Below are 24,989 nucleotides of genomic sequence, written 5' to 3' on the forward strand. Positions count from 1 at the left end.
CATTATAGCTCTGTAAACAGAGTTTTTTTATCGTATTCGCTTTTTGTTTATAGAGGAAAATAGATTTTGTATTTTAAATAGACATTATGGGAAAGAAAAATTATCAGCTCGATCTTTTTGATGCCCATTTGGTGGAAACCATGATTTTTTTATAAAACTTGACTTTCTTTTGCCTAAAAGGTGAGTGTTTTTTTGTACCATATCATCGAGGCTCATTGGAAGCTGACGCATAATTTTACTCCGCTCTTGATTCTCTGATTCTTGTATAAGTTTTTGAATAGCTTTATCGGTTGAGTATGAATTTTCATGAGAAAAGGCGTGAAAATTTAAAATATTTTTCAATGGTTTTTCTAAATAAGAGGCAAGTTTTTTCTTTCCTTCAGGGGTGAAATGCATGCCATTATTGGTGCGTAATTTGGTTGTTTTTCCATTAATATCATAGCCTGAAAAAGAAAAAATTCCTTCTTCATCACTAAAGCCGCTCCAGATATCGAGAAAATACCCTCCTGCTGTTTCTGTTTCTTGTTTATAGAGCGCATTAAAAATTTTCATTTTTTGTGTCAAAAGGTCATTTCCAAAAGAAGGTTGACCTATCCATATCCATGATTTTCCAGAGGCGTGAAGACTTTCAGTAATTTCGATAATTCTTTGTTTGTAGATGCGTATCCATTCTGACTGATCTGTGTTAATCATGTTATGAGAGTCTGTGATGGGTTGATTATCATTTGCACCGATCATCATGATAATAACATCGGGGCTATTTTGGTCAATGAGTTTAGAAATATTGCTTTGCCAAGAATAATAATCCGTTCGAACTAAGCCGGAAGCTGGTATTGTGTTGTTCATGATAACGATATCGCTATTATTTATAAAAAACTTTTTAAGTGCATCGGCAACAGCGGAGGCTGCAAAATCCCCTACAACAAGAATGCGTTTTGCATTCTCATTTTTTAGCTTTTGTATGTTTTTTTGTGTTACGATCTTTTTTTGCGGCTTGTCTATTTTTTGTTCTATAATTTGCGGTGGCTGCTGTGTCTGTTTGTTTTGTTGTGATAACCATTTGAAGAAGTTCGTTGCTTTACTTGGGGATGGCTGTAAGATCCCCACAATAGAAAGTGAAAACAGCAATAATGTCAAGTATATCAGGCGAAAAGAAGACAAAACCTTAGTCTCCATTATTGTTTGCGAAGGAGAAAAAGCACTTGAGATGATGGATATCCATTTTCTTTTAGACCGTAATGCAGCTGAAAAGCTTTGATTGCTTTGCGAGAGGCGGTTCCGATTTGTCCATCAATATCTCCTTTATAATATCCCAATGCACTTAAGCGAGATTGCAGTTCTTTGCACTCTTGGAAGGTAATAGGCTGAAAAGGTCTTTGCCAATCATGCACTAATCCAAGATGTCCAGCAATACGATCAGCAAGAAGGGAAACAGCAAACGCATAACGATCTGCATTATTATAATGTTTCAGAACAAAGAAATTTTTTGTGACTAAAAATATAGGTCCTTTTGCTCCATCTGGATATTTTAATATTGCTTGTTCAGCTGATGTAGGAAGAGGGTGCCCATTTGCGTGTTTTACACCTAATTTTTTCCATTGATCAAAGGAATACCAGCCTTCAGGAAGGTTTTTCCCCTGCGGCACTTTTACCTCTACTCCCCAAATAAGATTAGGTTGCCAGCCATTTTTGTGGAGAAGGTTAGCAGCAGTAGCCAGAGCATCTGGAACAAAGTTCCAGATATCACGCCGTCCATCTTGATTTATATCAACAGCATAGGCGAGATAACTGCTTGGAATAAATTGTGTATGCCCCAATGCACCGGCCCAAGATCCTGTGAGTTGAGAGCGTTTAATTTCGCCACTTTGTAGAATTTTCATAGCAGCAATCAGCTGTGTATATGCATATTTTGCACGTTTTTTATCAGCATAGGCTAAAGTTGCAAGAGAGCGAATGGTATCACGCATTACACTTTTATTGGCTAAAATTTTCCCATAATTGCTTTCCATTGACCAAATAGCAAGCAGAATATTACGGTCAACACCAAAACGTTCTTCAATTTGAAGAAGCCATTTGTTCCATTTTTTTGCTTGGCGCCGTCCTTCCACAATTGCGATATCATGGACACGATTATCAAAATAGTTCCAGGAAGGAGCAACAAATTCCGGTTGGTATGCGGCGCTTTTTAGAACTTCAGGATCAATGGCATTAACACTTTTAAACGCCATATGAAACGTAGAAGGGGTAATATTGTGAGCAATAGCTATTTTTTTAAATTCTTTAATCCAGTGTTTAAATCCGCTATCAGCATATGAAAGGGATATAAAAAACATAAAAAAAGCAGAAAAAATAACGGCAGAGACAGTGAAAAGAGTTCTCCAAGCTATTGACTTCTCTAAAAAAGAGAAAGTCTTCAATTCTGTTTTTTGCATTTTGAAATCCCCATTAATATTCAATTTATTAGATGTGCAATAACTTTATTTTGTATTTAGTTTAATCGATAATATGATCAAGAAGAGGAAAAAACTGAAATAAATAATTCGTTTAATCCTTTCAATAAATTCTCAGACTCTTTTTACATTTTTGATTGCCCATTATAATGATAATCAAAACAATAAGATATCTTTTTTACCATTTCGTAAAAACATATGATAAATAAAACAAAAAAGTTATATGAATTCATTGAGGAGGGTGAGTGTGCGTAAAATCCGGAAAGCAGTATTCCCAGTAGCAGGTCTTGGTACGCGTTTCCTTCCTGCGACAAAAACGATTCCTAAAGAAATGTTAACAGTTGTTGATAAACCTGTTATTCAATATGTTGTGGATGAGGCGAGGGAAGCTGGTATTGAGCATTTTATTTTTGTGACTGGACGTAACAAAGCAGTCATTGAGGATTATTTTGATGCGCAAGTTGAATTATACACGACACTTGCTGAATGTGGAAAGAAAGAAGATCTTGCACACTTATACCGTTTACAGCCATTACCAGGGTCAACTTCTTTCACTCGGCAACAGCAACCTTTGGGATTAGGGCATGCTCTTTGGTGCGCGCGTGAATTAGTTGCAGGGGAACCTTTTGCTTTATTATTACCCGATATGTTGATACAGGCGAAAAAGGGCTGTCTTTCTGAAATGATGAGCCTTTATGAAAAGGTGGGTGGGGGAAATATTATAGCAGTTCAGGAATGCGATCCTAGAGAAACACATAAATATGGTATTGTTGGGAAAGGCAAACAGATTGCAAATGGTTTTGAAATCACAAAAATGGTAGAGAAACCGGCACAAGGAACGGCACCATCAAATTTGTACATCAATGGACGTTATATTTTGCAGCCAGAAATTTTTAATATTCTTTCCACTCAAGAACGGGGAACAGGAAATGAAATTCAATTAACAGATGCTATGATACGGCTTTCAAATGAGCAAGATTTTTGGGGTTTGCAAGTAAAAGGGCGCACTTTTGATTGCGGTTCTAAAGCTGGTTTTATTGAAGCCAACGTTGCATTTTCTTTGGCACGCGCTGATATGCACAGCCACGTTTCTACTTCATTGAAAAATTTACTAGAAACCATTAATGTTGAAAAGTGATATAGATCTCTCACTTAATTTTATTGATCGAATTTGATTATGACAATACCGTCTCCTCATATGGCTTTGCAAGGTGCAGTTGCATCAGCGCTTAAAACACTTGCTAGTGAAAAGCAGGGGCTTGAAGCCCTTGAAAAAGCTCTTCTGGAAAGTCTTTCTTCTTCTTTTGAAGCGGCTGTTCAAACTATTAGAAATGCTCGTGGACATGTGGTCATTACTGGTCTTGGAAAAAGTGGTCATATAGGGACAAAAATTGCAGCAACCTTAGCCTCAACTGGAACACCTGCCTTTTTTGTGCACGCTGCAGAAGCCAATCATGGTGATCTTGGTATGATTGGTTCTGATGACGTTATTCTTGCTTTATCATGGTCTGGTGAAACTCAAGAGTTAAGTGGTATTATGAGTTATGCGGCGCGTTTTCGTATTCCTCTTATTGCGATGACATCAAGTAAGCACTCTGTGTTAGGACGACAAGCTGATATTGTGCTATTATTACCAAAGATAGAAGAGGCTTGCCCCTATGGTTTAGCCCCTACAACTTCAACAATTATGCAATTGGCAATGGGAGATGCATTAGCGGTTTCTCTTTTAGAAATGCGTGGTTTTACCGCAACGGATTTCAAAATATATCATCCTGGTGGCTCTCTTGGTGCAAGCCTTAAATACGTGTGTGATATTATGCATGAGGGTGATAATATTCCTTTGGTTATGCAGGGAACAGCTATGACTGAAGCGATGAATGTTTTGGTGGAAAAACATTTTGGTTGTGTTGGTGTTGTGAATCAAGAAGGTGAACTAATCGGAATTGTAACTGATGGCGATCTTGCACGTAACATTCATTTTAATTTATCAAAATTTAATGTTGACGAGGTGATGACCAAAGCTCCTAAAGTTGTAAAGCCAAATACACTTGTTGGTGCAGCAACAGCTTTTATTAATGATCATCAGATTGGTGCATTTTTTGTGGTTGAAGATAAAAAACCGATAGGAATTGTTCATTTTCATGATCTTTTGCGCATTGGCGCTGCTTAGATTAAGCTTCCCTATCAAATAAAATGTTATAGGTTGAAATAGATTGAATGATACAAAGTTACAATTTTATTGTGAGGTGGCTTTATTGATATTTTGTGGAAGAAAATGATTATTTTACGCATTTCATAATGTTTAAAAAATTCTCAGGGGCTAGATTATACTAGCCTCTTTGCGTATTTTAGAGAGGATTTTCTATCAGGAGGAGAAAGGATATCGCCTTCTGCTTAATGTATGTGCTCCCTCTGTTCTTAAGAGAGGTTTCCCTTGTACTTTGTTAAGATTTCCGCTTAAGGAAAAACTGTGCTCCTGTATGCGAGGTGCAGAGAAGTTGTGTGGCGTCATATGACATTGTACAATTGACTCTAGAAATTGTTCCACGGAGAATAGAGCGTATTTCAATTTCTATATTTTGGGCATTGAGATAATTATATGCTCCTTCTGATAGTTTTTCTTCTGTATCTGCTGCACGCGTTTCAAAAACACCATTGTGGAAAGAAGAAATAATACCATTCTCATCAACCCATTTTCCATCAATTCCAGTTGGCATATTTGAGTTATAATATCGCGAAAAGTTACAGGCACTTAACAGCAAGGCGGTAATTGTAAGACATAAAATATGATAGGGATGTTTCATTTATTGCACTCTATTTAGATTATTTTGCTCTCTAGTTTCTATAACATTATTAAATTACCCCATGAGTCAATATGAAAAATTTGATAAAAATCAATGAAAAAGCAAAAAAATGGAAAAAAATGCCTTAATGTTGTATTTAATTGACAGCTTGATGAAGTTCGTAAGTGAAACACAAGAGGTAAAATATTTCTTATGGTTTACAACAATTTTTATATTAAGCTGCTAAGTAGTCTCAAAGGAGATTATTGACATTATGGTTGGTCCCATTCTTGTTGCGAGTGAAGATTATGGAAGACGTATAGAACTTTCTTCTATGCTGCGAGGTTTTGGTTATCGTGTCATTGAAGCAGAAAATGGTCTCCGTACGATTGATCTTTTACACAGGCGTAAAAACATTGTGCTTGCACTCCTTGATGTTGTTATGAGTGATTTGAGTGTGAGCGATTTGATTAAAATGATTAGAGTTGCTGGTGTTTCTGTTCCTATTGTCGTTATAGCACAACAAGAGAATCAGCATTTACTCCAGAAAGCTTTAACAGCTGGAGCTATTGATTATTGGATCCATCCAGTAACATTATTACGCGTAAGAGTTACTTTGGATATCCTTGCTCTTATTTCTGCCTTGGAGCATGAGGTTCGAGATATTCGGCGAAAAAAAGAGAATCATTTACGGTTTTCTGATCTTTGCGTAAAAAGTAGAGCTATGCAGATAGTGTTAGAACAATCGAGACAAGCAGCAACTTCTTTACAGAATCTTTTGATAGAGGGGGAAGCTGGAACAGGACGTGAGACATTAGCTCGGATTATTCATCATGAGGGATTATTTTCGGAGGGTGTTTTTGTTCGCTTTCAATGTTCAGCCATCGTTGATCCAGAAGAAGAAAATCAGCAGTGGTTTAAAGAATTCCTACCATTGGTTTCTTCTCTTGAAAAAGGGACACTTTGCCTTTGTGATATTGATCGACTTGAGCCCATACAGCAAAAACGGTTTGCTCATTACCTTAAAGAAAGGGAAAGGGATAAAAAAGGAGATTTTTTTCCTTTTCGGATCATCGCTATTTCAACATCGCGTTTAAAGGACTTGGTTAATGAGAACTTTTTTTTGCATAGTTTGTTTGAACAATTTTCTCACTTGTCTATTAGCGTCCCTGCTTTACGAGAATTAAGGGATGATTTTCCAGAGATCACACAACGTTTGATTGATCGCATTATCACAGAAACAGGGCGATCACATGTCCATGGTTTAGCAGGCTCTGCTCTTTCCTTGCTTATGCAGTATGATTGGCCTGGCAATAGAAATGAGCTTGAAACCTTTTTATTTCGTGCGATTTTACTCAGTGAAGGACCGTTATTAACTGTTCGAGATTTTCCGCAATTAATGGGAAATTCATTAATGAATGTTCCCAATATCATTGAGGGTAATATGCAAGAAGATAATGAGCAAGAATCGATAAAATTTTTGAATACTGATGGGCATGTACGTACTTTTGCAGAGATGGAACATGATATTATAGAGAAAGCGATTAAACATTATAAAGGACATATGAGTGAGATTGCGCGCCGCCTTCATATTGGTCGCTCTACACTTTATAGAAAAATGGAAGAATTGAGAGCAATAAGAAATCAAGAACGAAAGTAAAATTCATAACAAATTTCTCTTCATGACAAGCATGCGTTTCAAAAAAATAGAGTGGATTTTGATAAAGTCCGTGGAGGAAGCTTAAGAAAACAATCATTTATTGTAAAATTTATCTATAGAGGATGATTTTGTAGATTTAAATCAAATATAAATTTTATGTGACTATTTTAATCGTTTGTTTCAATTTATACAATTTTAGTTAAGTTTACATTTATTAAAAAAGAGAAGCATTTTTAAAAACTTTTAAATACTACCGCTAAAATTTTTGTATCATCAATATTAAATTTATACTCTCTTAAGCAAGAAGTGGCATTTTATTTGCTATACGATTAAGATAAAGTGATTAGTGTTATCGTTTGCATTACTGATGATGTGATAGTTTAAAATAGAAAGTTTACCCTCTTTGACTCTTTTACAGATTGTTATTGGTTTTGTCCTCTTTTTTTTTATTGCATCTATGTTGGCAATCTACACCTATGGGCGTTTTGTGAAAAATGCTAGGGGGCAATGTTCTTATGCGTTACCTATTCAGAAAGATGAAACTAAGCTTGATCGTATCGTCAGTCAATTAGCTGAGGAAGAAAATGGATTGGGGATTGATAAAGATGCCCTTTCCCTCATTATCAGCAATTTGGATGCGTTTTGTGTTCGTGCAATAGGAGCTGCAGAGGCTGGGCGTAGCCTTGATCTGATGTATTATATTTGGGATGATGATTTAACGGGGCGTCTATTATTAAGTGAAATAGTTGAGGCAGCTGATCGAGGGGTTCGGGTACGGCTTCTTTTGGATGATATTAATGCTCAGGCACGTGATCCAGCTTATATTGCGCTAGATAGACATCCTCATATTGAGGTGAGAATGTTTAATCCAGGGCGATCGCGTAAAGGTGGTTTACGCCGTGGTTTAGAAATTATATTACGGGCAATTACTGTAACACGTAGAATGCATAATAAAGCTTTTATTGTTGATGGCAGGGTCGCTTTTGTAGGAGGACGTAATCTTGCAGATTCTTATTTTGATGCTGGTAAAGAATCCCATTTTCGAGATTTAGATTTGATGTTAATCGGTCCTTCTGTTAAAAAGGTAGAAAGTATCTTTGATGATTTTTGGAATAGTGCTGTTGTTTTGCCAATTCATACTTTGGTTGTTCCTAAAAGCGCAAGTGATCTTAGCTATTGGAAAGATAAATTACGAAAGTTTCGTGATTCCAAGGTTGCAAAAGTTTATTTAGATTATGTCAAAGAGCACATTAACTTTAATTGTTTTATCCAAACAGGAAAGCGGTTATTTTTAGCAGACAAAGTTGTTGTTCTTTCTGACCCTCCAGAAAAAGCATTGCGTAAAAAAGCAAGCAATTGGCTTATGAAGGCACTTTCAAAGGTTATTGGAAATGCCAAAAAAACGGTTCAGATTACGTCACCTTATTTTGTTCCTGGTAAGGTTGGCACGCAGAATTTTAGTAATTTGGTTTCAAAGGGTGTTGATGTCAAAATTCTGACAAATTCTTTAGCTGCTACTGATGTAGCATTAGTGCATGGTGGTTATGTACCTTATCGTAAGGCATTGTTGAAAAGTGGTGTTAATCTTTATGAATTAAAAGCGGAAGGCAATACTCATGGGTTGCGATTGTTTCGATCGAGTAAGGCAAGTTTACATGCTAAAGCTTTTTTAATTGATCGTAAAACAGCTTTTATTGGATCTTTAAATTTTGATCCAAGATCAGCATCATTAAATACAGAAATGGGCATTCTTTTTGAATGTGCTCCCATTACAGCAAGATTAGATTTGTTGTTTTCTGAAGAAACCACAGGGGAAATGAGCTATCATCTGCGTCTTGGTGATAATAATCGTATTTATTGGGATTTTATTGAAAATGAAAAAAAATATAGCATTGACTATGAGCCAGAAAGTAATTTTTGGCGTCGCGCATTTGCAAAAATAATAAGTTGGTTACCTATTGAATCACAATTGTAAATTTTTATAAACCACACTTAAAAAAATATTTATTTTTCTTTTCATTTTGTTTGTAGCATGGCATAATTTTTTGCCAATCTACCATGTATGAGAACCGCAGTTGTATTTTAAAGCTTCTTGCGGTGTTTTATTATAAAAGGAATTTTGATATGGCAAAGATTGTTGAAACGGGGACAGGTGCATTGGCACTGACTTTTGATGATGTACTTTTACAACCCGGTCATTCTCTTGTTATGCCTAGTCAAGTGGATCTCAGTACGCGCATTGCAGCGGATATTAAGCTCAATTTGCCATTGCTTTCTGCGGCAATGGATACGGTAACAGAATCGCGTTTGGCAATTGCTATGGCTCAAGCTGGTGGTCTTGGGGTTATTCATCGTAATATGTCTCCTGCAGAGCAGGCAGAAGAAGTTCGCCAAGTAAAAAAGTTTGAATCTGGTATGGTTGTTAATCCAGTCACCATTGGACCAGATGCAACACTTGAAGAAGCAAAATCTTTGATGCGCTCTCATGGTATTTCCGGTATTCCGGTTGTTGAAAATGGTGCTAAAGGTGAAACTGCTGGACGGCTTGTTGGCATTTTGACAAATAGGGATGTGCGTTTTGCAACGGATCCCAAACAAAAAATTTATGAATTAATGACGCATGAAAATTTAATCACAGTGCGTGAAAATGTTCAACTCAATGAAGCGAAGTATCTTTTACACCATCATCGTATTGAAAAATTATTAGTTGTGGATGAACAGAATCGTTGTGTCGGACTGATAACAGTTAAGGATATTGAAAAAGCAAAATTAAATCCAAACGCTGCCAAAGATTCACAAGGTCGCTTGCGTGTTGCAGCTGCAAGTAGTGTAGGGAACGATGGGTTTGAGCGGGCTGAACAATTAATTGATGCAGGCGTTGATATTCTAGTAATTGATACTGCACATGGACATTCTCAGCGTGTATTAGACACTGTTGAGCGTATTAAAAAAATGACGTTTTCTCCAGCTATTATTGCTGGTAATGTGGCGACTGCTCAAGCAACACAGGCTTTGATTGACAGTGGTGCGGATGCTATAAAAGTTGGGATTGGTCCTGGTTCTATTTGCACAACGCGAATTGTTGCAGGTGTTGGTGTTCCTCAGCTTGCAGCCATTATGAATGCTGCAGAAGTTGCTGAAAAAGCGGGCATTCCCGTTATTGCTGATGGGGGGATAAAAGCTTCCGGTGATTTTGCTAAAGCCTTAGCAGGTGGGGCTTGTGCTGCTATGATTGGCTCTCTTTTAGCGGGTACAGAAGAAAGTCCTGGCGAAGTTTATCTTTATCAAGGACGATCCTTTAAAGCTTATCGCGGCATGGGATCTGTTGGTGCTATGGCACGAGGATCGGCAGATCGCTATTTTCAAGATGATGTTCGTGATGAACTTAAGTTAGTTCCTGAAGGTGTGGAGGGGCAGGTTGCTTATAAAGGTCCTATAGCATCAGTTCTACATCAGCTTGCTGGTGGACTTCGTGCTTCGATGGGGTATGTTGGAGCAAAAGATCTCGTAGAGTTTCGTGAAAAAGCAACGTTTGTACGTATTACGAATGCGGGACTCCATGAAAGTCATACGCATGATGTTTCTATCACACGAGAGAGTCCAAATTATCGTGGACCAGTTTAAAGATACAAGATCCTAATATCATATTGCATAAATATAAAATTTTCCGAGAACAAGAAAGAGAGACTGCGCTTTTTTCTGTTTGTAATTTGGTGTAATAATCCCAAAAAGGAAAGAATTAGAGGTTAAAACTCTAATTCTTTCTGTTAAGACTATATGAAATAAGTTATATAAAATTAGAATTAACTTTTTGTTGTCTTCCGTCCAGTCTTTGACGCACGTTGGCGAGTGTTTGTCTGATCACTTTGGACGGATTTCTTTCCGTTGTTTGAGGGCATTGTATTATGACGGCTTTTAGACGAAGTTGTTTTTCCATTATTATAAGTCATTATTTTCTCCTTTAAAATTGTCTGGCAGTTGCCATTAGAGTAAAAACGGTCATGCCAAATAGTGGTTCCAAGCATTTTCTAAAAAGTTAATTTTTTGTTGAACGTAAGATGAACTTGTTTAATTTTATGAGAAGATTTTTTCTATTTTTTCAGAAGGATAGCCATATAAAGATGGGAGATATTTGATTTTTTTCTATTGTTCAGACAATCCTCGTAAATTTTATTTTACGCAAATAAATTAAAGAGTTTGGTTTTTTCGTAATGCATGGCGGAAATAAGTTCTTTATGGATGGCTACGTATCTTTTAGCATAAGAGGTAGAAGGATAAAAAGCGAATGGGCAGAAGATGAAAGGAAAAATTTAAATACTCTAAATTGGATCTTATAAAAAAGTATGATCAGATCATTTTAATATTGAATGTAAATTTTTTATGGCTTTGAGAAGGTTTCATTGGCAAAAAGGCGATAATATTATTTTTTTAGATGATTTAAAATTTTATTATTTTAATGGGAGAAATGAATGCGATTAGGTGGGCGTTTGCAAGCAGCAATAGATGTTCTCACAGAGATAGAAGTGAAGCATCGCCCAGTAGGAGAAGCTTTAAAGGATTGGGGTCTTTCTCATCGCTTTGCTGGAGCAGGTGATCGTGCAGCTATTGGTACAATCGTTTATGATGTTTTAAGACGACGTTATTCTTTACAATGGCGTATGGAGAGTGATGATATCCGAGATATCGTTTTTGGTGCCTTATTAGATTCTGAAAAAATGACGCTGGAGCAAATTGACGGTGAATTGGCAGAAGATCGGTTTGCACCGCAGTTATTAGGGGCTAAACAGCGTAAATCGTGGCAAGGTCAGCAATTAGTGGATGCTCCAGACTATATTCGTGGTGATATTCCGCAATGGTGTCAAGCGCATCTGCGTCCTTTATTTGGTGATAATTGGATCACTGAAGCGGCTGCGTTAGCAACGCGTCCTTCTTTAGACCTACGGGTAAATAACCTAAAGGCAACACCAGAAAAGGTGCTGAAAGAATTAGCAAAAACCAAACTTAAATCTTTTCCATGGTTTGGGCAAGCTTTAAGAATTGCACCGATTGAAAAGTTTAATCGTCATCCCAATGTTCAAGTGGAACCAGCTTTTCAAAAAGGACACTTTGAAATACAGGATTTAGGATCTCAAATTGTTGCTCACCTTGTGGAAGCGCAAGAGAGCATGCAGGTATTAGATTATTGTGCAGGTGCTGGGGGCAAAACATTAGCTTTAGCTTCCGATATGAACAATCGTGGGCAAATTTATGCTTATGATTTTGATAAAGCGCGCTTAGCTCCTATTTTTGATCGTCTTCGACGCGCTGGTGTTCGTAATGTACAAACACGAGCACAAAAAGAAGAATTGAAGCCATTAATAGGCCAGATGGATAGAGTTCTACTAGATGCACCATGTAGTGGGACAGGAACATGGCGTCGTCGTCCAGATGCGAAATGGCGTTTAACATTAGTACAGGTGAAACAACGCCAAACAGAACAGAGGGATATTTTGAATGAAGCGATAGCTTATCTTAAGCCAAATGGGCGCCTAATCTATATTACCTGTTCTCTTTTTACAGATGAAAATGAGGAACAAATTTCCCATTTCCTTCAACAACATTCTCATTTTTCTCCAATAGATATGACAGCGCTTTGGCAGAAACATTTTAGTTTTTCTCCTGTGCAACCAGTTTTTTCAAATTATGGACTTACTTTGTCGCCGGCCACAACACAAACAGATGGGTTCTTTTTATCTGTGTTGCAAAAAAAACATTGATCCATATTCTTACACTTTTTATCATAAACTTTACGAGAATAATCTTTTTCTTAAGAAAACAGGCTTGTGAAAAGAGAAAGATTGAATCATAACTCTCATGAGTTTTCTTTTACAATTGTTGATTGGTTTTCTATGAGCATATCACATCCAGACACTGTTCTTATTATTGACTTTGGTTCACAAGTTACACAACTTATTGCACGACGGGTACGAGCAATGGGAGTGTATTGTGAAATTACTCCTTTTCAATTGGCTTTAGAAGCTGTGCGCCGCATAAATCCTAAAGCTATTATTTTATCAGGGAGTCCTTATTCCGTTATTGATGAGGGCTCTCCGCGTGCTCCAATGGAAATTTTTGAGGCGGGTGTTCCGATTTTGGGCATTTGCTATGGTGAACAAGTCATGTGTGTTCAGCTTGGAGGAAAGGTTGAAGCTGGACATGAGCGTGAATTTGGGCGTGCTTTTTTGGAAGTTCAAGAAGAGAGTGCCCTTTTTGATGGAGTGTGGGAAAAAGGTTCTCGTTATCAAGTATGGATGAGCCATGGTGACCGTGTGGCAGCTTTACCAGAAGGTTTTCGTGTCATAGGAACCTCAAAAGGAGCTCCCTATGCGGCTATTGCTGATGAGAAAAGATATTTTTATGCGGTACAGTTTCATCCTGAAGTTATCCATACACCGGATGGTACAAAACTTTTGCAAAATTTTGTTCATAAGATCTCTGCTATTAAAGGCAATTGGTCAATGGCTTCTTATCGTGAGCAGGCAATTGCTACGATACGACAAAAAGTTGGGAAAAGTCGTGTGATTTGTGGTCTTTCAGGGGGAGTGGATTCATCTGTTGTAGCGGTACTCCTTCATGAAGCCATAGGAGATCAACTGACATGCATTTTGGTAGACCATGGGCTGATGCGCAAGAATGAAGCTGAAGAAGTTCTCACGCTCTTTCGTGATCATTATAATATAGAGCTTATTCACGTTAATGCTGCCGATATATTTCTTAATGCTTTAGAAGGTGAGACAGATCCAGAAAAAAAGCGCAAAACGATTGGTCGCCTTTTTATTGAAGTTTTCGAAGAAGAAACTAAAAAAATAGGAGGTGCAGAGTTTTTAGCACAAGGAACACTTTATCCAGATGTTATTGAGAGTGTGTCCGCTATTGGTGAAACGGTAACCATTAAAAGCCATCATAATGTGGGGGGGCTACCAGAACAGATGAATATGAAACTTGTAGAACCGTTGCGTGAGCTCTTTAAGGATGAGGTTCGCTTGCTAGGGCGAGAGTTAGGATTACCGGAGCAGTTTATTGGTCGCCATCCTTTTCCAGGTCCCGGTCTTGCAATTCGCTGTCCAGGTACTGTGACCCGTGAAAAATTAGAAATTTTACGTGAAGCAGATGCTATCTACCTTGAGGAAATCCATAAAGCTGGTCTTTATGACGAAATTTGGCAAGCTTTTGCTGTTCTTCTTCCTGTTCAAACTGTTGGCGTGATGGGGGATGATCGCACTTATGAATTTGTTTGTGCTCTTCGCGCCGTCACATCTGTAGATGGAATGACTGCTGATTTTTATCCCTATGATATGGCGTTTTTAAGTAAGACAGCAGCACGTATTATTAACGAAGTTAGAGGGATTAATCGTGTTGTATATGATGTAACCTCAAAACCTCCTAGTACTATTGAATGGGAATAATTAAAATGAAGGATAAGTTTTTTAAGAATAAAATATGACTGAGGGTTTGATATTCGAGAAGTGTAGAAAAAATCATTTAAAAATGATTGTGTATTTTCATATGATATAAGCCTTTATCTGACAATCTGTACGTCAATATCGTTTAAAATTGAGAAGTGTGGGATTTTGCATGTCTGAGAAAAAAATTGTTGCACACCGTGGAGGAGCTCATCTTTATCCTGAAAATACCCTTTCGGCATTTAATAATGCTATAGCGTTAGGTGTTGATGAAGTTGAATGCGACGTTCATTTGCTAAAAAGCGGTGAAGTGGTTGTCTTTCACGACTTCCGTCTAGACCAATTGGTTGGAAAAAAGGGGTATATTCATGACATTGATAATGAAACACGCAAACAACTCTGCGTAAAAGGAAGCCAAGAAGCACCTCCCTTATTAGAAGAAGTGCTTGATCTTTTAGCACCAACGAATGTTGCATTGCATCTTGAAATCAAGACATGCGGTGAAGTGGAGCGCGAAACAATATTATCCCAAAAAGCGCTTGCGCTAATAAAAAGCCGAAATTTATCAGAACGGGTTTCTGCAATTAGTTTTGATCCTTTTATCCTTCGTCCTTTTATTGAAGCAGGAATACCATCTGGTCCATGTGTTGATAATTTTGAAGGTGATATGTACCGTCATTTTTCTGAATGGAAGCAATTAGGTTATTCTGACCTAAGTTTAGATGGCTCTATTGTTTCACAGAACTTTATTGAATCAGCTCTTGAGGCTGGTTTTACTGTAGGGGTATGGACAATTAATGGAAAAGCTCGGTTATCATATTGGCTTGATATGCCTGTACATTATATTACGACAGATCAACCTGATCTCGCATTGCAATTGTGTGCACAAAGGTAAAAATACATCAACACAAAAGGAACTATATATCTTCATAAAGTTAGCGTAATGAAAGAAGAAAAATTATCTAATATATAACAATAATACATTGATTTATAATGATAATTAATATTTTACTCATGTGAGTAAGAGACCTTAATACGTAAGATTCTCTTATTTCAAATATTTTTACAATGAATCAATCAAAATCATTTGTTTGAACATTACAAGTAGGGTTGGTGTGTGGATAAAAAATAATTGAGAAAAGAATAAAAATATTCATTTAACGTATTTCAAATGCAAGGCTTATTAAGCATTAGGGTCTCATATGATGATGTCGTTTTGCACTTTTATGAAGTGTAAAAATGATGGCATACAAAAAGTCTTATATACTTTAATGGAGAGGCTTTATGTCTTATTTTACAGGTTCTATCATGAAATGTAGATGTATTGAAAGATTTTTTAACAGCATGGAAATTGGTCATACAGTGTCATTTTGTTTTGCATGAGGGGTGTGATCTTGTTACAGGGAAAGAGACTATTAAGCGCTTCAAAATGATTTTCTTAATTTTAAAAAAATTCTATTTGTCTCTTCTTTAAATTCAGTAGCAACATCGTGTTAAAGTTATAAGCCGAAAGTTATAAGACAAATAATAAAAGAATAAACAATTCTTTTTAAAAAAGTAAATCCAGATATTAAAATAGTCATTGAATGATATTTACGATCCATATCTTTTTACCAAGTGGCTTTGCTTATTTAAGCCATCTCACTTTTTTCAGATAGTTACAAACGCGTATTTCGTGAATATATAAGAAAGCTTATAAAAGAAAATAAATAAATTTAAATAAATTCATTTGACCTTTAGGTGGTTCCTGTTTAAATGAGAGAATATGTTTCTGAAATAAAACTGTCATAGCATGTTCATGTGTAATACTATAAATTTAGGGGGTAGTTTGTATTCCATCACTTCAGAAAGGGTGAAGCATGAGTCGTTTTTATCTTTCCATAGCGGCCACGGTTGCTATCATAATGTCCACAGCGGGGATGACAGAAAGTTTTGCACAGACAAAAATCAGCTTTTGGCATTCTATGAGTGGTGAATTAGGAAAGCAAACTGAAAGTCTCATTAACGATTTTAATGCAAGTCAATCTGAGTATAAAGTTGTTTCTTCATTTCGCGGTGAATATGAAGAGGGATTGATTTCACTCATTGCAGCATTTCGTGGAAAGAAACAGCCAGTACTTGCTCAAATTTATGACGTTGGTACTGGAACTATGATGGCTGCAAAAGGCGCAATCTACCCATTTTATCAACTTATGGCTGATACAAAACAAGAATTTGATCCTACAGATTATTTCCCTGTTATTAGTGGTTATTACTCCGATGAACAGGGACGTATCGTCTCTATGCCATTTAATATTTCAACACCCATCCTTTATTATAACAAAGATATCTTTAAAAAAGCAGGGCTTGATCCAGAACAGCCTCCTAGAACGTGGCAAGATATAGAAAACTTTTCCAAGAAAATTCTTGAGACTAAAGCGGCAAATTGTGGTTTTACAATGGCTTATGCCGCTCAATGGATTGGTATAGAAAATTTTTCAGCGTTGCATAATGTTCCTTTTGGAACGAAGGAAAATGGCTTTAAAGGACTTGATTCAGAACTTACATTTAATGGACCTTTACAAGTGCGTATGTGGGCTGACCTGAAAAAGTGGTCTGATCAAGGTATTTTCCGTTATGGTGGTCCAGCAGGTGCATTAGATTCAACACCAATGTTTATGGCACAAAATTGTGCAATTTTTATGCAATCTTCAGGATCACATGCTGGGATTGTTTCTGAAGCTCAGTTTAATGTGGGGGTTGGTATGCTACCGTACTATAAGGATACAGAAGGAGCACCACAAAATTCAGTTATTGGGGGAGCTTCTATTTGGGCGTTTAAGGGCCATACTCCAAAGGAATATGCAGGGGCAGCCGCTTTTCTTAAATTTCTTTCAAAAACAGAAAATCAAGCAAAGTGGCATCAGGAAACAGGTTATCTCCCAACCACAAAAGCGACTTATGAATTGAGCAAAAAACAACATTTCTATGAAAAAACGCCAGGTGCGGATATAGCTATCAAACAGATTAATCTTAATCCACCAACAGTTAACTCAAAAGGGATAAGATTTGGTAATTTACCACAAATTCGTGCCATTCTTGATCAAGAGTTGGAAGCTGTTCTTAGTGGTTCAAAAACGCCGAAAGATGGTTTAGATGAGACCGTTGAACGTGGAAATAAACTCTTGCGTGAATTTGAAAGATCTAATCATTAATTTCGTTTTATTGTTAAACATTAAAGACTCAACAAAAACGGTTGAGTCCTTTTTGTTTACTTTTTTAAAGTCTCTACATTTAAAGAGCCCTACGAATGCAAGAAAAACATGCATATTTTAAAAATAGTCTACTTTCTTACGGACTGCTTTTTCCTCAGCTTCTTGTGACTTTTTTGTTTTTCTTTTGGCCTGCTGCTCAAGCAATAAAATCATCTTTTGAGCGTGAAGACCCTTTTGGCTTTACAACAACCTTTATTGGTTTTGAGAATTATCTAACCGTTCTTTCTGATCCTACATATCGGCAATCGCTTCTTACAACCGCAGTATTTTCCATCTCAGTTACTGTCGCTTCAATGACAATATCACTTCTCTTAGCTGTCTGTGTTGATCGTGTCATCCGTGCAAAAAAGGCTTATACAATGCTTTTGCTCTGGCCCTATGCTGTTGCTCCAGTATTGGCAGGTATATTGTGGCTGTTTATCTTTCATCCCACCATCGGAATTATCCCTTTTTTTCTCGAGAAAATAGGGGTGCTATGGAATTATCGTATTAATGGCACTCAAGCAATGATTCTTATTGTCATTGCGGCTAGTTGGAAACAAATTTCTTACAATTTTCTCTTTTTTCTTACAGGTCTTCAGTCTGTTCCGCGTTCTCAAATAGAAGCAGCCGCCATTGATGGTGCTGGTCCCTTTAAACGATTTTGGACAGTGGTTTTCCCGCAAATTTCACCAACGACGTTTTTCCTTCTTATTGTCAATGTCAATTATGTTATGTTTGATACTTTTGGTATTATTGATAATACAACTTCTGGAGGTCCTGCGCGTGCAACGAGCATCCTCGTCTATAAAGTATATGACGATGGCTTTAGAAATCAAATAATCGGTGCATCAGCAGCACAATCAACAATATTGATGTTGATGGTTATTGTCTTAACGTTTATCCAGTTTCGCTGGATTGAGCGCCGTGTACAATATTAGGAAACAAATTATGGTTGAAAATCGCCCTGTTTTGAAATTTCTAACCCATATTACTCTTATTGTTGGTATTATCATTATTTGCTTTCCAGTTTATGTTGCTATCATTGCATCAACTCATAGTTCAGCAGCATTTAACTCAGGAACACTTCCTCTTTTGCCTGGGAAATATGCTCTGGAAAATTATAAAACAATCTTTGGTGATGGCCTTGCACAGCTGGGTTTGCCCAACCTCTGGCCACTCTTAATGAATTCATTCATTATGGCTCTTGGGATTAGCGTTGGAAAAATTATTATTTCACTTTTGTCTGCTTATGCAATTATTTACATGCGCTTTCCCTTCCGAAAAACTGCTTTTGTTCTTATTTTTGTTACATTGATGCTCCCTGTCGAAGTTCGTATTCTTCCAACCTATGAGATTGTTGCGAAATTGGGGATGGTTAACACCTATAGTGGAATGATTATTCCACTTATTGCATCTGCAACCGCTACATTTTTATTTCGCCAGTTTTTTTTGACTGTTCCAGATGAACTCTTAGAGGCGGCACGTGTTGATGGTGCAGGTCCAGTTAAATTTTTTAAGGATATTCTTCTTCCTCTTAGTAAAAGCAATATCGCTGCTTTATTTATCATTATGTTCATTTATGGATGGATACAATATCTCTGGCCTCTTATCATCACAACGGATCAAAATCATCAAACGATCCTTATTATTTTAAAACAGCTTATTGTCGAATCACTTCAACATGATCCTCAATGGAATATACTCATGGCAGTATCGGTTGTTGCCATGGTTCCCCCTGTTCTTGTTGTTATCTTCATGCAGCGGCTTTTTATCAAAGGCCTTATTGAAACGGAGAAGTAATTGTGGCCATAATCCAGTTATCAAATATAAAAAAACAGTATGACAACGGCATTCTGGTCATTGATGATTTAAATTTAACTGTTGCCGATAAAGAACTTCTTGTTCTTGTCGGTCCTTCAGGGTGCGGAAAATCGACCTTATTACGTATTATAGCAGGACTTGAACAAGTTACTTCAGGTGAATTATGCATTGATAACGAATGTATCAATGATCGTGAACCAGCTGATCGTGATATCGCTATGGTTTTTCAAAATTATGCCCTTTATCCCCATATGACAGTTCGTGGAAACTTAGAATATGGTCTTAAAAATCGTAAAACTCCTAAAGAAGAAATTAAAAAACGTATCGCACATGCTGCAAAGCTTTTGGAGATAGAACCATTTCTTGATCGTAAACCACGACAATTATCAGGAGGACAACGTCAGCGTGTTGCAATGGGGCGTGTGATTGTACGTCAACCCCGTGTTTTTCTCTTTGATGAACCTCTTTCAAATCTTGATGCAAAATTACGGGCGCAAATGTGTATTGAAATAAAAACACTACAGCGTTCATTAGGAACAACGAGCCTCTATGTTACCCATGATCAACTAGAAGCTATGACATTAGCTGATAGAATAGTCGTTTTGAATAAAGGAGCTATCGAGCAAATTGGAACACCAATGGAAATTTACGATACTCCAGCAACAACATTTGTTGCTGATTTTATTGGTTCTCCTCCTATGAATTTTCTTGATCGCCATGTCTTAGAACAACATTTAGGGCATTCATTTTCTTATGGCGAAGAAACTGATCTTTTGGCATTCAGACCTGAAATAATCTTATTGGGACAACATCCAGATAAAGGGCCTGTCTTTCACACAAAAATTGAGCTTATCAAGCTTATTGGAACAGGTTGCCATGTTTTAACGCGTTGGAATGGTATCATCTTTACGATTGAAATAAAAGAACGCTTGACACAAGACTATGGTCAAAAACTAAGTTTCACAGTTGCTCATCAGAATTTTCATACTTTTAATAAAAACACAGGAAAGCGCACAAATAATAAGTAAGCATTACTTGATGTGACACGACTCTCTTTTATGCTGCGTCATGATAATGTTGTGTTTTGACTTTCTCGATTACATTTACAAACTCAGGTTGTAACCGATGGGATTAAAAACAAAATTTTAACAGTTTTGGTAATGATCCATTGTCCCATGGCGCTGAGAATGTCAAAACATTTATATGAAGAAATTTTGCATTTTCACGGTCTGTAAGAAGAATATAATTTTCAAACATCATTTTCATTATAAAAAAATATCAATATAGAATAAATCTTTATTAACCATATTTTTACTCATTTATAATTTTGTTATAAAAAAAACATATTATAATATGTTTCTTGATGTAATAATTTATGTGTATTATAAAAGTAAATGAGAGAAATAGAGAGAAAAAATGAGTCACAGATAAGGGAGGATGCGCCCCATATCTTGGCTTTGACCCCTAACATAAGAAGTCTACTTGATCCACAAAATACGACGCTGTTTTAAATAGTCTGTACGAAAATAGGCGCATTCTATTTTACCGCTGGCCATATGATCTAAAATGGTTTCAGAGCTCCTATAAGAAGCATTTGTTTTTTCTACCAATCACATAAATTAGAGAGAAACCTATGCGCGCATGCTGCAAGTTTATTTTTTTCTCATGTAAATCACTATGCAATTCTCAGCGAGGGTATCTGATAAGTTGCAAAAAAATCACTGAGAGATAGAAGGCGTGCTTGTTTTAGAATTTTCATTACTTTTAACGATAAAAGCAGATGAAACACATCTGTAACATCTCATCGATCTTTTCTATATTCTTGAGTTAAAAATTGCCTATAGATCATCCTCAAACAGATCTTTATGAATATAGCATAAGGGATCGATGCGAACACCTATAAGAATCAGCAGAGACAAAGACAGTTATATTATTGTTTTACAAAGCATTTTATAAAAGCTGGTATATTTTTTCAATATATTACCAGTCTATTAATGGTTTTATGATATTACTTTCTTATAAAGCGCGTGCTTTTTGTTGCTTATAAATCAACCTAAACTTTATACAGCAGTATGTTTGAGACAAATATGAAGACGGTTCAGTGCTGTATTCAGTTTTGTATGCCAGAGTAGAATAAGCTTATCTGCTTGTGTAATTTTTAAAATGAGGAGACAGCTTAATTTAGGGGGGGGAATATGAAAGCATCAAGATAAAAAATAGATTCTGTCTTTAGCATCATCTTTTAATTTAGTATTGCAATTTTCAAAAACATCTGAGCCAGTGTCTCTTACATAATGGCGATTAAGCATTGCCGAACACATTTTTTTACGTTCTTTGAATAGAATTGCATCTCTCATACAAAACAGAATACCTAAACAGAAGGCTATTGGGTTGCCAATTTACGCACTTTTTTTAAAAAATATCTTGCAAGGTTGTTCCAACTATTTATTCACGCAGTCGTTTATAAGTAGTATAACATAAAATCCATTGTGTATCGCCATCTTTATGCTTATAAAAATGCAAGCTGGGGCCATCATCATACTCTCTTTCAGTCTCCAACATTGCAACAATTATTGTGTTGAGACTCTTCATAAGAGGCATTTTTTCTTCAAGTGGTTTTTATTCATACACTAATTCTACTTGCATGTTATAAATGAAGTTGGATAGATAAAAATACTTTAAGAAAAAGACACCAAATTCTTCTTATGAATCGTTTCAAGTGTCGAGAGTTATTGTAAAAGAAGCATTGAAAAATAGAATGCTACTGCTGACAGTTTGGGCACCATGAGGCAATAAATCCACTTACTTTATCTATCTTAGAATCTATAGAGTATAAATTTCTCTGTAAAAGTAACTTTATTTCATATCAATGTTATCAATTATAGCTGTTGGAGCATCATTAGTAACATAATCATAGACCTACGATTTTATGAACTCTTTTTTATCTCTTTTATAGAAGATCTTAATGTTTTGTGATAGCATCAATGATGGTATTCACATTGTGTTCCATCATATCGAGATAAGTTGCTGCAGGGCCATTTTTGTTTGACAATGCATCAGAATAAAGTGTTCCACCAATTGTTAAACCTGTTTCTTTTGCAATCTGTTTTATGAGACGGGGATTAGAGATATTTTCAACGAATAGGGCAGTTGCTTTATTCGCTTTAATTTGTTTTATAAGTTTAGCAACATCGGCTGCGGTTGCTTCAGTTTCTGTTGAAGCACTTTGAGGGGCAAGGATAGTAAAACCATATTCCTTGGCAAAATAGCCAAAGGCATCATGAGATGTGATAATGATACGTTTATCTTTAGGAATGGTAGAAATTTTTGTTTTCAGGGTATCTTGTGCTATTTTAAGTTTTTGGATGTAGGTTTCGGCATTTTTTTTGTAGCTGGTGCAGGATTGTGGATCGATTTTACAAAAAGCAGCAGCGATATTTTTCACATAGATTTTGACATTGGGAATTGTTTGCCAAGCGTGTGGATCAATAACGCTATGGTGGTGATGGGCATTATGTTCTTGATTTTTCATTTTGAGAGAGGGAATGTTAGCGCTAACTTCGACAAGAAGTGCTTTTGTACCGCTTGCTGTAATGAGGCGATCAATGAATCCTTCTAAATGAAGCCCGTTGATGAAAATAATTTGAGCATTTCTAAGCGCTTGAGCATCATGGGGGGTAGGTTCATAAGTGTGGGTATTCGCATTTGGACCTACAAAAGTAGTCATAGAGATATGGTGGTCTCCTACATTTTTTACGAGATCTGCGAGAATAGAAAAGCTCGCAACAACTTTGATTTTATTGTGTGCAGAAGCAGAAAATGGAGAAAGGGCAAGCAATAAGGCTCCAAGAATAACAAATTTTTGAGCAAACTTAGGCACATTTTTTTCCTTAAAGTGAGGAGGTATAAAAGAGGTGGGGAAACCATGTTACAATAAAGCCACGTGGACTTATCAAACAGGAAACGAGATAAATAAATCCTGCGGCAATGATGATAGCAGGGCCGGAGGGAAGTGAAAGATGAAAAGAAAGCAGGAGACCACATACGCTAGAAATGATTCCAAAAAGAGTGGAAAGCGCGCAAATAGGGACTAGCCGTGAAAACCAAAAACGGGCTGTAATGGCTGGAATCATCATAATACCAACGGAAAGTAATGTTCCTAGTGATTGAAAGCCTCCAACCAGATTCAACACCACAAGTCCAAGCAATGAAATATGAATATATTTACTCAATGGAGAGAGTGATTTAAAAAAGAGGGGGTCAAAGCTTTCTAAAACGAGTGCACGCCAAAAAATACAAAGGCTGCATAGTGTAATCAGCATTATAGTAGCGATTAACCAAAGGGCTTGTGCATCAAGTGCAAGAACCGATCCGAATAAGAGATGAAGCAGCTCAATTGTTGAGTCTTTCAGTGAGATAATAATAACACCTGCCGCGAGTGCAATAAGATAAAAGACGGTCATGGATGCATCTTCTTTCTGAAAGCTGTTTCGTGAAATCAAAATGGTTGCTAAAGCAACAATAAGACCAGCGAAGATGCCACCAAGTGTCATAGATATGAGGGAAAAACCACAAATCAGAAAAGCAGTTGCAACACCAGGAAGAATGGCATGAGAAATAGCATCTCCTGTCAAGCTCATTCCACGGAGCATCAAAAACACACCAACAGGACAAGCGCTAATAGACAGAAAAATAGAACCGATAAGGGCGTTTTGCATAAATTGGAAATCAACAAAGGGGGCAAGAAAAAATGCATACACGTCTTATACCTAAGTAAGAAAGAGAGGATCATTGATGGGAAGATTTTGTTTTTGTGCGCTAATAGGGAAAGAATTGGATGTGAGAGGTGGCATAACGTGATGAATGGTGTTGTTTAAAAACTGTGTTGTTTCTCCATAAAAGGCGTTTTGTTGATCAATTTGAATCATTTGGGGGAAAAATTCTTGCACGATGAGAGGATTATGGAGTGCTGTGAGAATTGTGCGTCCTTGCTGTTGCCAGTATGTGATCAGTGCAAGAAGGTCTTTTTGGGTATTATGATCTACACCATTGAAAGGTTCATCAAGTAAAATAATATTGGCATCTTGTATAATGATACGTGCAAAAAGAGCGCGTTGCAATTGCCCGCCTGATAATGTTTCAAGCGAACGGGATGCGAGTTCTGTAAGCCCAACCATTTTAAGAGCATTTTGAATCTTAGAATCATAAGGGCGCTGATTCTTCCATAATCCACAAAAAGACCACAGTCCTGTTTTTACAAGCGTTTTCACATCAATTGGAAATGTTTGATCTATATTACATTGCTGAGCAAGATAAGCAATGCAGCTTTTTTTTGGTTTTGTAATTTTTCCTTTAAGAGGTTTAATCAATCCGGCGATAGCTTTTAGCAGTGTCGATTTTCCAGCGCCATTATCACCTGTTATTGCAACCAATGAACCAGCTTTTAATTTTGCTGAAAAGTTCTTTATTGCTATTCTATTCCTATAGCCTAATGTTGTCTTATTGAAGTGCAGATCCATATTTTTTACCATCGTTGCTTATTATTTTGGAAACTATGTAATAATATAACGTTTGTCAACAAAATGTTATATTATTAC

Annotated in this window: 19 protein-coding genes; 12 read left to right on the forward strand and 7 right to left on the reverse strand. The window is 36.7% G+C overall.

The annotated features are described in order from the left end of the window. Window positions 1-84: 84 nt before the first annotated feature. Both ACFIL7_RS00290 and ACFIL7_RS00295 read right to left on the reverse strand, forming a co-directional pair. Window positions 85-1,161 carry an SGNH family hydrolase gene (locus ACFIL7_RS00290; protein ID WP_375634599.1) on the reverse strand — a complete coding sequence of 359 codons (1,077 nt, stop codon included), beginning with the start codon at window positions 1,159-1,161 and terminating at the stop codon, window positions 85-87. A 14-nt stretch (window positions 1,162-1,175) separates the two neighbouring features. Further along, window positions 1,176-2,432 (reverse strand): lytic murein transglycosylase, encoded by a 1,257-nt coding sequence (locus tag ACFIL7_RS00295; RefSeq protein ID WP_375633921.1) that lies wholly within the window; start codon window positions 2,430-2,432, stop codon window positions 1,176-1,178. A 265-nt stretch (window positions 2,433-2,697) separates the two neighbouring features. On the opposite strand from ACFIL7_RS00295, the gene ACFIL7_RS00300 reads away from it, so the two are divergent. Both ACFIL7_RS00300 and ACFIL7_RS00305 read left to right on the forward strand, forming a co-directional pair. Continuing rightward, complete coding sequence (locus ACFIL7_RS00300) at window positions 2,698-3,588, forward strand: UTP--glucose-1-phosphate uridylyltransferase (RefSeq protein ID WP_375633923.1); 891 nt, start codon at window positions 2,698-2,700, stop codon at window positions 3,586-3,588. Window positions 3,589-3,627: 39 nt separating this feature from the next. After that, window positions 3,628-4,620 carry an SIS domain-containing protein gene (locus tag ACFIL7_RS00305; protein WP_375634598.1) on the forward strand — a complete coding sequence of 331 codons (993 nt, stop codon included), beginning with the start codon at window positions 3,628-3,630 and terminating at the stop codon, window positions 4,618-4,620. Between the two features lie 274 nt (window positions 4,621-4,894). Here the strand turns inward: ACFIL7_RS00305 and ACFIL7_RS00310 are convergent, their stop codons facing one another. Beyond that, entirely contained in the window at window positions 4,895-5,254 is a 360-nt protein-coding gene (locus tag ACFIL7_RS00310; RefSeq protein WP_375618071.1) for a hypothetical protein, read from the reverse strand. A gap of 253 nt (window positions 5,255-5,507) precedes the next feature. Here ACFIL7_RS00310 and ACFIL7_RS00315 point away from each other — a divergent pair, with 253 nt between their 5' ends. The 3 genes from ACFIL7_RS00315 to guaB all read left to right on the forward strand — a co-directional run bounded on the left by ACFIL7_RS00315 (window position 5,508) and on the right by guaB (window position 10,517). Then, on the forward strand, window positions 5,508-6,893 hold the full coding sequence (locus tag ACFIL7_RS00315) for a sigma-54-dependent transcriptional regulator (RefSeq protein WP_375633926.1): 1,386 nt from the start codon (window positions 5,508-5,510) through the stop codon (window positions 6,891-6,893). Window positions 6,894-7,296: 403 nt separating this feature from the next. Then, entirely contained in the window at window positions 7,297-8,868 is a 1,572-nt protein-coding gene (locus ACFIL7_RS00320; RefSeq protein WP_375633928.1) for a phospholipase D family protein, read from the forward strand. 149 nt (window positions 8,869-9,017) lie between these two features. Then, window positions 9,018-10,517, forward strand: a complete 1,500-nt coding sequence (gene guaB / locus ACFIL7_RS00325) for an IMP dehydrogenase (protein ID WP_375633930.1) — start codon at window positions 9,018-9,020, stop codon at window positions 10,515-10,517. Between the two features lie 179 nt (window positions 10,518-10,696). Here the strand turns inward: guaB and ACFIL7_RS00330 are convergent, their stop codons facing one another. After that, window positions 10,697-10,843, reverse strand: coding sequence for a hypothetical protein (locus ACFIL7_RS00330; protein ID WP_273722522.1), 147 nt, complete (start codon window positions 10,841-10,843; stop codon window positions 10,697-10,699). A 519-nt stretch (window positions 10,844-11,362) separates the two neighbouring features. On the opposite strand from ACFIL7_RS00330, the gene ACFIL7_RS00335 reads away from it, so the two are divergent. The 7 genes from ACFIL7_RS00335 to ACFIL7_RS00365 all read left to right on the forward strand — a co-directional run bounded on the left by ACFIL7_RS00335 (window position 11,363) and on the right by ACFIL7_RS00365 (window position 20,420). Continuing rightward, window positions 11,363-12,649, forward strand: coding sequence for an RsmB/NOP family class I SAM-dependent RNA methyltransferase (locus ACFIL7_RS00335; RefSeq protein ID WP_375683233.1), 1,287 nt, complete (start codon window positions 11,363-11,365; stop codon window positions 12,647-12,649). 132 nt (window positions 12,650-12,781) lie between these two features. Next, a complete protein-coding gene (guaA, locus tag ACFIL7_RS00340) occupies window positions 12,782-14,338 on the forward strand; it encodes a glutamine-hydrolyzing GMP synthase (protein WP_375634023.1) in 1,557 nt (518 codons plus the stop codon). Between the two features lie 169 nt (window positions 14,339-14,507). Further along, window positions 14,508-15,230, forward strand: coding sequence for a glycerophosphodiester phosphodiesterase (locus ACFIL7_RS00345; protein WP_375611843.1), 723 nt, complete (start codon window positions 14,508-14,510; stop codon window positions 15,228-15,230). 964 nt (window positions 15,231-16,194) lie between these two features. Next, a complete protein-coding gene (gene ugpB / locus ACFIL7_RS00350; protein WP_375633933.1) occupies window positions 16,195-17,529 on the forward strand; it encodes a sn-glycerol-3-phosphate ABC transporter substrate-binding protein UgpB in 1,335 nt (444 codons plus the stop codon). A 95-nt stretch (window positions 17,530-17,624) separates the two neighbouring features. Next, the gene (gene ugpA, locus ACFIL7_RS00355) at window positions 17,625-18,509 is read left to right on the forward strand and encodes a sn-glycerol-3-phosphate ABC transporter permease UgpA (RefSeq protein WP_375621175.1); all 885 of its coding nucleotides are present in this window, start codon (window positions 17,625-17,627) and stop codon (window positions 18,507-18,509) included. Window positions 18,510-18,519: 10 nt separating this feature from the next. After that, the gene (ugpE, locus tag ACFIL7_RS00360) at window positions 18,520-19,371 is read left to right on the forward strand and encodes a sn-glycerol-3-phosphate ABC transporter permease UgpE (protein WP_375633937.1); all 852 of its coding nucleotides are present in this window, start codon (window positions 18,520-18,522) and stop codon (window positions 19,369-19,371) included. A gap of 2 nt (window positions 19,372-19,373) precedes the next feature. Then, complete coding sequence (locus ACFIL7_RS00365) at window positions 19,374-20,420, forward strand: sn-glycerol-3-phosphate import ATP-binding protein UgpC (protein WP_375634596.1); 1,047 nt, start codon at window positions 19,374-19,376, stop codon at window positions 20,418-20,420. A 1,934-nt stretch (window positions 20,421-22,354) separates the two neighbouring features. On the opposite strand, the gene ACFIL7_RS00370 is transcribed toward ACFIL7_RS00365, so the two are convergent. The 3 genes from ACFIL7_RS00370 to ACFIL7_RS00380 are packed head-to-tail and all read right to left on the reverse strand — an operon-like array spanning window position 22,355 to window position 24,911. Beyond that, a complete protein-coding gene (locus tag ACFIL7_RS00370) occupies window positions 22,355-23,272 on the reverse strand; it encodes a metal ABC transporter solute-binding protein, Zn/Mn family (protein WP_375634595.1) in 918 nt (305 codons plus the stop codon). 10 nt (window positions 23,273-23,282) lie between these two features. Continuing rightward, window positions 23,283-24,152 (reverse strand): metal ABC transporter permease, encoded by an 870-nt coding sequence (locus ACFIL7_RS00375; RefSeq protein ID WP_375618061.1) that lies wholly within the window; start codon window positions 24,150-24,152, stop codon window positions 23,283-23,285. 9 nt (window positions 24,153-24,161) lie between these two features. Then, window positions 24,162-24,911 (reverse strand): ABC transporter ATP-binding protein, encoded by a 750-nt coding sequence (locus tag ACFIL7_RS00380; RefSeq protein ID WP_375634594.1) that lies wholly within the window; start codon window positions 24,909-24,911, stop codon window positions 24,162-24,164. Window positions 24,912-24,989 lie beyond the last annotated feature (78 nt).

The sequence above is a fragment of the Bartonella sp. AP3QHHD genome (genome assembly GCF_042195765.1).
GTDB lineage: Bacteria > Pseudomonadota > Alphaproteobacteria > Rhizobiales > Rhizobiaceae > Bartonella.